Origin of the sequence: Nocardia sp. NPDC052254 (assembly GCF_040679495.1) — a bacterium.
In the GTDB taxonomy this organism is placed as follows: Bacteria; Actinomycetota; Actinomycetes; order Mycobacteriales; family Mycobacteriaceae; genus Nocardia.
The window spans coordinates 1-8,856 of the sequence record NZ_JBFAUW010000031.1; the positions used below are offsets into that span (position 1 = coordinate 1).

The 8,856-nt window shown below is 67.1% G+C and carries 6 protein-coding genes and 1 pseudogene; 4 read left to right on the top strand and 3 right to left on the bottom strand.

What is annotated here, in order from left to right:
- Nucleotides 1-228 precede the first annotated feature (228 nt).
- Nucleotides 229-1,020 (bottom strand): annotated as a pseudogene (locus AB0L57_RS32790) (cytochrome c oxidase assembly protein); the annotation flags it as partial.
- A 59-nt stretch (nt 1,021-1,079) separates the two neighbouring features.
- Nucleotides 1,080-2,078, bottom strand: a complete 999-nt coding sequence (locus tag AB0L57_RS32795; RefSeq protein ID WP_364970735.1) for a cation diffusion facilitator family transporter — start codon at nt 2,076-2,078, stop codon at nt 1,080-1,082.
- 305 nt (nt 2,079-2,383) lie between these two features.
- Here AB0L57_RS32795 and AB0L57_RS32800 point away from each other — a divergent pair, with 305 nt between their 5' ends.
- From AB0L57_RS32800 to AB0L57_RS32810, 3 genes are all read left to right on the top strand, one after another.
- Nucleotides 2,384-2,719 (top strand): Lsr2 family protein, encoded by a 336-nt coding sequence (locus AB0L57_RS32800; protein WP_364970737.1) that lies wholly within the window; start codon nt 2,384-2,386, stop codon nt 2,717-2,719.
- A gap of 172 nt (nt 2,720-2,891) precedes the next feature.
- Nucleotides 2,892-4,187 carry a diguanylate cyclase gene (locus AB0L57_RS32805; RefSeq protein WP_364970739.1) on the top strand — a complete coding sequence of 432 codons (1,296 nt, stop codon included), beginning with the start codon at nt 2,892-2,894 and terminating at the stop codon, nt 4,185-4,187.
- Between the two features lie 5 nt (nt 4,188-4,192).
- Nucleotides 4,193-5,005: an SAM-dependent methyltransferase gene (locus tag AB0L57_RS32810; protein WP_364970741.1), complete on the top strand. Its 813-nt coding sequence runs from the start codon at nt 4,193-4,195 to the stop codon at nt 5,003-5,005.
- A 168-nt stretch (nt 5,006-5,173) separates the two neighbouring features.
- On the opposite strand, the gene AB0L57_RS32815 is transcribed toward AB0L57_RS32810, so the two are convergent.
- A complete protein-coding gene (locus AB0L57_RS32815) occupies nt 5,174-6,178 on the bottom strand; it encodes an alpha/beta hydrolase family protein (RefSeq protein ID WP_364970743.1) in 1,005 nt (334 codons plus the stop codon).
- Nucleotides 6,179-6,454: 276 nt separating this feature from the next.
- On the opposite strand from AB0L57_RS32815, the gene AB0L57_RS32820 reads away from it, so the two are divergent.
- Nucleotides 6,455-8,542 carry an AMP-binding protein gene (locus tag AB0L57_RS32820; RefSeq protein WP_364970745.1) on the top strand — a complete coding sequence of 696 codons (2,088 nt, stop codon included), beginning with the start codon at nt 6,455-6,457 and terminating at the stop codon, nt 8,540-8,542.
- Nucleotides 8,543-8,856: the final 314 nt, after the last annotated feature.

An 8,856-nucleotide genomic window follows, 5' to 3' on the forward strand; every position in this document is an offset into this window, starting at 1 on the left:
CCTGGTCGCTCGCGCCGACGAACTGCAGGGCGCCCGTATCCGGCTGGACTTCCCATCGGTCGGCGCCACGGAGAACATCCTGATGGCCGCGGTGGCATCCGTGGTGACCACGGATGCGGACGAGCCGAGTCGTGCCGGCAGGTCTCTTCCAGCCGAATTCTGCTCGACGGCATCGAGTTCGGCGTCCATCCTGGCCGCAGTGCGGCGTTCGTCGGCGGCCCAGGACCGCATCAGCGTGACCAGATACGGCAGCCCCAGCACATCTCCGAGCACCCAGATGATGCCCGCGGCGATGATCTGATCCATCCGCAGATCCGGACCCCAGGTACGGCCGACCTCGGTGTAGTAGCCCACCGCGACCAGTGGCCCCCACCAGAGCACCAGGCCCAGCACACCGTCGGCGAGTGACTCGAACACGGTGATCATCAGGGAGACGGCCTGGGAATAGCGATGTGGCACCGGATCGGTCTGCAGTCGTGAATAGAAGTACAGGAATCCGATCGCCACCAGCAGCAGGCGAGTGAGGGCGTCGATCACATCGTCCCGCAGGACGGCCTCGTACCACGGCGTCAGCACCAGGAGCCACGGCGTGGCCAGCATCGCGATCGAGGGCACCAGCGGGAAGGTGAGCGCGCGGGCGGGTCCGGATCCGAGGACCCGCTCCAGCCTGGCCCGGCCGGTCGGACCGAGCGCATCGCGCAGCAGCGTCACCGGCCGTCCGGACGCCAGTCCGAACGGGACCACATACAGCAGCAACAGGATCTGCAACGCCCGGACCCAGAACAGGGTGTCGGAATAGACGCCGATGACGCTGATCCCGGTCAACAGCCAGATCCCCAGCCCGACCACGCCGAAGACACCGCCGCGACCGGCGGATTCGGTCGTTGCGTTCCGTTGCGCGCGCCGGCGGGCCAGCCCGTAACCGGCCGCCAGGGCCGCGGTCACCACCACGGTCGAGGTGTCCCAGCGCCAGGCGTCGACCACCGAATGCACGGTCAGCGGCGTATCAGTCCATCCCACGGCAGCCAGTATCCACCGCCGATTCCGCGGCGTTCGCGCCGGTCGGAGGGGGTGTCCGGTTAATTCTGATTATCACTTTCGCGGGACCGGGCTCCGCGATGCGCGGGCCCGTGCGACTGCGCGCAGTGAGCGCTCGGTCCCGCACCGAGTTCGATGAGTTCTGGCTGTGCGTGGTCGACCTGAAGCGTGGCGTGCTCGATGTGATGTTCGGCAGCGAGCCACTGCGCCAGCTCTTCACGCACGGCATGACAGTCGCGACCGGGCTCGACCAAGACGTGCGCCGACAACGCCGGCGACCCGGAAGTGATCTCCCAGATATGCAGATCGTGCACCTCGACCACACCGTCACGGGCCGCCATCGCGGCCCCCACCGCCGCGGGATCGATATCGGCCGGCGCTGCCTCGAGGAAGATCCGGCTCGACGCGCGCACCAGCCCCACACCCGCCTTCACCATCAACGCGACCACGATCAGTGTCGCGATGGCGTCGGCACGTGCGAAGCCGGTGGTCATGACGATCAGACCGGCCAGCGCGGTGGCGATGAAGGCGTACAGATCGGTGAGGATGTGCTGGAAGGCACCCTCCACATTGAGACTGGACCGGTTCGCCCGCGAAATCATCCAGGTCGCAGCGAGATTCACCGCCACGCCCACGAGCGCCGTCGTGAGCACCAGCCCACCGCTGACCGCCGGCGGTTCGATCAGGCGCCGCACCGCCTCGTACAGCAGCCACGCCGACAACACCAGCAGGGTGAGACCGTTGGCCTGCGCCGAGAGGATCTCGACCCGCTTCCAGCCGAATGTCATCCGCCCCGCCGGAGGCCGGGCGGCGAGGCGAATCGCCCACAGCGCCAACGCAATCGACGCGGCGTCGGTGAGCATGTGCGCGGCGTCCGACAGCAGGGCCAGCGACCCGGCCAGGACACCGACGACCACCTCACCGAGCAGGAAGGCCACGATCACCGCGAGCGCGCCGGCCAGCCAGCGGCGATCGCTGTCGGGACTCGCGTGCGCGTGACTGTGGGTGTGCCCCGAGCCGTGTGCGTGTCCGGCGCCCATATTCGAGCTCTCCTCTCCATCGCCGATCGATCGCCATCATATGCACACATCACTATGTATGCAATGACGCCGCCGCCGGGTGGCCCACCACGGCCTCGTCGCGGAGCCCACTCGGAACCGGGCACACATTCCGATAACCGATTGCGAGGGGCTCGCGAATTGCGATGATGTCGATTCTTTTCCACATTCCGGGAACATTCACGATCGGAAACGCCCGAATAGCACCGGATTGACTACGGCCGCATACAATACGGTACGGTATAGAGAATCCCAGTTGCTCCGTGTCAGTGCGAAAGGGCTCGATCATGGCCAAGAAAGTCACCGTCACACTCATCGATGATTACGACGGGAAGTCCAAAGCGGATGAGACCGTGCAGTTCTCGATCGATGGTGTGGCGTATGAAATCGACCTGTCGACATTGAACGCCGGCAAGCTTCGAGGAGCGCTGGAGCCCTGGACGGAAAAGGGCCGCAAGGTCGGCCGGTTGAAGGCCGGTTCGGGCACCCGCGCGAAGTCTGCCGCGGACCGCGAACAGACTGTGGCGATCCGGGAATGGGCCAAGAAACACGGCTATAACGTCTCCGCGCGTGGCCGCATTTCCTCCGAGGTTGTCGCCGCCTATCACAAAGCGAGCAAGTAGCCGGCATCCAGCCTTTACCGGACCTGATCACATAAGTCTCGAGCGGGCCCGCGAGATCACGACACAGTCGTGATCTCGCGGGCCCGCTTCGCACGGTAACCTGGTTCCCTGGTTCGACGCGGTGCCGTGGTCGCACGTCGCCGGGAGCAGTTCCGAGGCGGGGGTGGTGCGCATGACAGGGGAATCCGAAATCGGAGAACTGGCGCGGCGATGGCGCATCGCCGTCGCCGATACCGGTTTCGTCCCCATGTCGATGTACGACCTCGAGTGGTTACTGAGCGGTTCGCTGCGGCAATTGATCACGCTGGTACGGAACGAGCCGTTCGATCCCGCACCCGCTGCGGACGTCGGCGCCGCACTGGTCCGCGCCAACCTCACCGATCCGCGGGTTCTGGCCCGCACGATGGCGACGCTCGCGGAGCTGGCGACCACCTGGCTTCCGCCCGGTGATCGGGTCATAGCGGCGCTCGGTGAGATGGCGCGCGGATATACCGAGGAATTACTGGCAACCCGTGCCCGCCATCAGGAAATGCTGCATGCCGCCATGGCCGAAGCACGCAATGCGGCGGAGGGACGATTCCGCATCGTATTCGACAACGCCGTGATCGCCATCGGTATCGGGGACGCCCAGGGCCGAGTGGTCGACCTCAATCCGGCGATGGCGGCGATGCTCGGTGTCACCCGCGAGTATCTGCTCCAGCACGGGGTCGCCGAACTGATTCACCCCGACGATCGGGCGGAATTGCGGCGGCGGGTGACCGATCTTCTCGGCATCGGTACCGGCACCGTGCGGATGGAATTGCGATATCCACGCCCCGAGGGCGTGCAGGGCTGGGCCACCTGGGCGATCACCCTGGTGCCGGAGCAGGGCGGGCGGGCGGCCTATCTACTGGCTGTCGGAGAGGACACGACCGAGCGCCGGGAATTGCAGGCCGAATTGCATCGCCAGGCCCGGCTCGACCCGTTGACGGCACTGCCGAATCGGCGGCAATTGGTCGAGGTGCTGTCCGGTATCGGGGTCGAGGCCGGACAACACGACCGTATCGGCCTCTGTTTCATCGATCTGGACGGATTCAAATCGGTCAACGACACCTACGGCCACGGCGTGGGTGACCGGCTGCTCGCGGCGGTCTCGGATCGGCTGACGGCCGCGGTGCCCGAGGCGCTGCTGGCCCGGGTGGGCGGGGACGAATTCGTGGCGCTGATCGGCCCTCCGTGTGATTCCGAGCGAGTCGCCGACATCGCCGGTCAGTTGCTGGCCGCGCTCACCGATCCACTCCCGGTCGACGGCCACCGCCTGATGATCTCCGCGTGTATCGGCGCGATAGTCACCCTGGTGGCCGGCGCCGACGCCGAACGACTCCTCGACGCCGCCGATGCCGGCCTCTACCGGGCCAAAGCGGCCGGGCGCAATCGCTGGGTCCTCCATTCGGCCGATGTTCCGGCGCGGGTCCGCGGCCTAGGATGAGCGGCGTGCAACCTCTGCTACCCGACTGGGCCGCCGACGACATCGATCCTCAGATACCCAGCCCGGCAAGAGTTTACGATTATCTACTCGGCGGATTCGCCAACTTCGAGGTGGATCGCTCGGTGGCCGCGCGAATGATCGAAATCATTCCGGAGGTGCCCCGCACGGCTCGGGCCAATCGGGCCTTTCTGCAGCGTGCGGTCGGTTTCCTCGCCGCCGCCGGTGTCGACCAATTCCTCGATCTCGGATCGGGAATTCCGACAGCGGGCAATGTACACGAAATCGCACAGCGGGCCGGATCCGACAGCCGGGTCGTGTATATCGATATCGATCCGGTCGCGGTGACGATGAGCCGGAAACTGCTGTCCGACAATCGGTTCGCGACTGCCGTGCACGGTGATTTCACCGAAGTCGACGGTATTCTCGGCCACCCACAGGTCCGGGAGTTGATCGACTTCGACCGGCCGGTCGCCGTATTGATGGTGTCGATGCTGCATTTCGTGCACGACGACGCCCTCGCGGCAACGATGTTCGAGCGCCTTCGTGCCACCATCGCACCGGGTAGCTATCTGGCCCTGTCGCATCTGACCGCGGAGGGGCCGCCGGAGCAGATGGACCGAATGCTGGCGGTGACCGAAAGTGTCACCGGGCGCGGTGACCGCTTACGGACCCGGGCGGAAATCATGGACCTGCTGGGTGATCTGGAACTGGTGGAACCGGGCCTGGAGTATCTGGCGCGCTGGCGACCGGACCCGGACGAATCGCTGCCCGAGGTCCGGCCGCTGGATGGCTATGCGGGAGTTGCCCGTAAGCGCTGACGTGCCACTCCGATGGGAGTCAGGGAAGCAGCATCAATCCGAGGAAATTCGATACGGCGCCGATCAGCTGATGTATGAAGTCGGGAATCATCACATTACCTTCCGTCGGGGCTGGGATATTCGGCTATTCGGCACCGGCACCCGTCCCGGATGGGTTCGCGGCAGCGCTCAGCCGGCCAGTGCGCGTTCGAATTCCGGCCAGGCCTCGTGCAGTGACCGCTCCCAATACGGCCAGGCGTGCAGGCCACCGGGGGTGTAGTGATAAGTGGCCGCGATCCCCGTGGCCTCGGTCGCGTGCTGCAGATCGATGGTGCATCGCGCGACCACGGATTCCAGCATGCCGCCCGCGGCCGGGTCCTCGACACCCGGTGCGGCGAACCCGGTTCCGGCCTCGGAACCGGGTGCACCCGCGGTGACGTAGACCGCGGTCCCGCGCAGCCGGGCCAGATTCGAGGCCGTGGCGGGGTCGCCCGCCTGCCAGCCGGGTGCGCCGTCGGGACCCCACATGTTCCACGGGTTGCCGCCGCCGGAGGCCACTACGGCCTGCACGAAGCGGCGGCCCGGATCGGTGCCGGTCCGCGCGCAGCCACTGAAGGACCCGACCGCCGCGTAGAGTCCGGGAGCCGATTCCGCGAGTGCGAGCACCGAGGTGGCCGACATCGACACTCCCGCAATGGCGTTGCGGCCCGAGGCGTGCAGCACCGTATCCACCAGCGGTGGCAGCTCGCGGGTCAGGAAGGTCGTCCACTTGTTGCGGCCGAGGATCGGATCGTCGGTGAGCCAGTCGGTGTAATAGGAGTAGCGGCCGTCGAGGATGTTCACCACATTCACATCGCGCCCCGCGGTGAACGCGTCGATATCGGTGCGGGTGCCCCAGGAGGTCTCGACGCCGCCGGGGCCGATGCCGTCCTCGGCGCCGTTGAGCAGGTACAGCACCGGGCTCGCCGGCGCGCCGCGCTCGGGCCGCAGCACCCGCATGGTGATCGTGCGGTCCATCGCCGCCGAATACACCTGCAGGGTCGCATGTCTGGCGTCGGTCTCGATGATCCGCTCGATCCGGGAGCCGTCCGGCGGGCTCGTCGCCGCTGCCGGTCCGGACAGCAGCCCCATCGAGGCCACCAGCGTCACGATCGCCGCGCACAGCGCCGGCCACCGCCCGGATCGCCCGCCCATCACACGCACACACCCTCTCCGGCGGCCCGGTGTCGTCGATACGGAGCTGCCGATGGGTCAACGATCGGCGGACGGTGCGACGTTCCGGCCCGAAATGCGATACATCTCACGGCTGAAACCCCGTGCGAGCGGGCACACGGACCGCAAACTCACAATCGGTGCGCCGATCGATCCAGGACTTCTCACAAGGCATCTTCTGCCCGGATTCGATCCCGGTTACAAAGGACTTCCCCGCCGGTGCACTCGAAGGACCGGCCCGCGAGAAGTGTGCAGAAGGTGACTACCGAGGTTTTCGACGCCGCTGTCGAGCTGCCGGTCGCACGCAGTGAGGTATGGAAGCTGCTGACCGACCCGCAGCTGTATTCGCGCATCTTCGCCGGAATCGGCGCCTGCGACCGCGTGGAGACCATCGCCGGCGACCCGGTGTGGCAGCTGCGCGTCGGCACCGCCGACACCGAGATCCGGACATTGTCGGTGACGCTGCGCGCGGGCCACCCGGGCTCCGGTTTCGAATTGCGCTGCGCGGCGACGGGCAGCTTCGCCTCGATCCGGCTGCGCGCGATCGACGGGGGGACCCGGGTCGTGGTGACCTGTTTCGCCGCCGGGCGAATGCATCCACCGGCCGGCGCCGCCTCGACCGCCGACGCGCCGGCCTGGCTCGACGCCGGTCTGCGGCGACTGCGCGAACTGACCACGGCCGCACCGACTTCGGTGCTGGTCAACGGCGAGAACGCGTCGCTGCGATGGCGCGCGGAGGTGGCCCGGCGCATCGTGGGCACCGGAGTCGTGCACACCGCACGCCCGGATCGCAGTATCGGTCAGCTGCGCGGACTGGCCCGCTGGGGGTTCAATCTGGCCGGTGGTTACGCGGCCGCTGCCGCGCATTCTCCGGACCGGATCGCGATCGTCGACGACGAACGCAGCCGCACCTTCGCCGAGATCGATCGGCGCAGCACCGCACTGGCAGCGGGAATGGGCAGGCTCGGGCTACGCAGTGGTGATGCCATCGGATTGCTCACGCGCAATCACGCCGGGATGGTCGAAACCATGGTCGCGGCAGGCAAACTCGGGGTGGACACCATCCTGTTGAATGCCGGGCTGTCGGCGCGGCGTATCGAGGAGATCGTGCAGCGGCACCGCCTGGCGCACGTATTCGTCGATGCCGAGCTGGATCCGCTGATCCATTATCTGCACGACGACATCGAGCGCATCGCCACCGACGCGGGCACTCCGGGACGCACCACCATCGACGATCTGATCGATTCCGGCAGTGCACGATTCGCCAGGCCGGCGCGACCCGGCCGGTTGATCGTGCTCACCTCCGGGACCAGCGGCACTCCCAAGGGCGCCCGGCGACCGCATGCCAAAGGGTTCGCCACCGTCGCCGCGCTGCTGTCGCGAATCCCGTTGCGGATGAACGACACCATGCTCATACCGGCGCCGCTGTTCCACACCTGGGGCCTGGCCGCGCTCCAGCTGAGTACCGCGTTGCGGGCCACGGTGATCCTGCCGGCCCAGTTCGACGCCGGCGACACCCTGCGGCGCATCGCCGAGCACCGGGCCGGCATCGTGATTCTGGTGCCGACCATGGTGCAGCGCATTCTGGATCTGCCCATCCCCGTGCGGGCCCGTCACGACACTTCCTGCCTGCGCGTCGCGGCCAGTTGCGGTGCGCCGCTGGCCGGTGCCACCGTCCTGCGTTTCGCCGACTCGTACGGCGATGTGCTCTACAACGTCTACGGATCCACCGAGGTCTCGTGGGCGACCATCGCCACACCGGAGGATCTGCGGACCGCGCCGGCCACCGCCGGCCGACCGCCCCTGGGCACGCGACTGGCGGTCCTGGGGCCGGATCGGGCACCCGTCCCGATCGGCGCGACCGGCCGGATCCACGTCGGCAATCACATGCTGTTCGACGGTTACGTCAATTCGGCGCCGCCCGAGGAGACCGACGGCATGCTCGACACCGGGGATCTGGGCTATCTGGATGCCGACGGGCGGCTGTTCATCGCCGGGCGCGACGATGAGATGATCATCTCCGGAGGTGAGAACGTCTTCCCCCGTCCGGTGGAGGAAGCGCTGTCGCATCTGCCGCAGGTCACCGACGTGGCGGTGGTCGGCGTGCCGGATCGCGAATTCGGCCAGCGGCTGGCGGCATTCATCGTCAAGCGAGAAGGATCGGGTCTGGACCCGGACATGATCCGGACCTACGTTCGCAATCGGCTCAGCCGATTCTCCGTGCCCCGCGATGTCACCTTCCTGCCGGCGCTGCCCCGCGGCGAAACCGGAAAGGTGCTCAAGCGACTACTGATCGGCGGGCCGGCCGATCTGGCGGTTCCCTTCCGGCCGGCCACCGGGTTGTGACCACTCACCAGAGCGCGCCCGATCGATCTCCTCATTTGTCACGAGGATCGGCGAAACACATCCAACACAGTCTCGTTACGGTTACGTTATAAAGGCAGTGCAGTTAACGGGCGGGGAAGGAAGATTCGCCAATGTCTGTTGCCACGCCGGGTTCTCGGGCCACGCCCGCCTCCGCTGCCGCTCCGGCGCGAGCGGGTTTGACCATGGCAGGTCAGCCGCTGTCGTCGCCGTTGAAGGATGTCTGGTCCCTGTCCCGCCACATGGTCGGACACTTCGTCGAAAACGTCGCCCCCTGCGGCACACTCCCCGGCGAC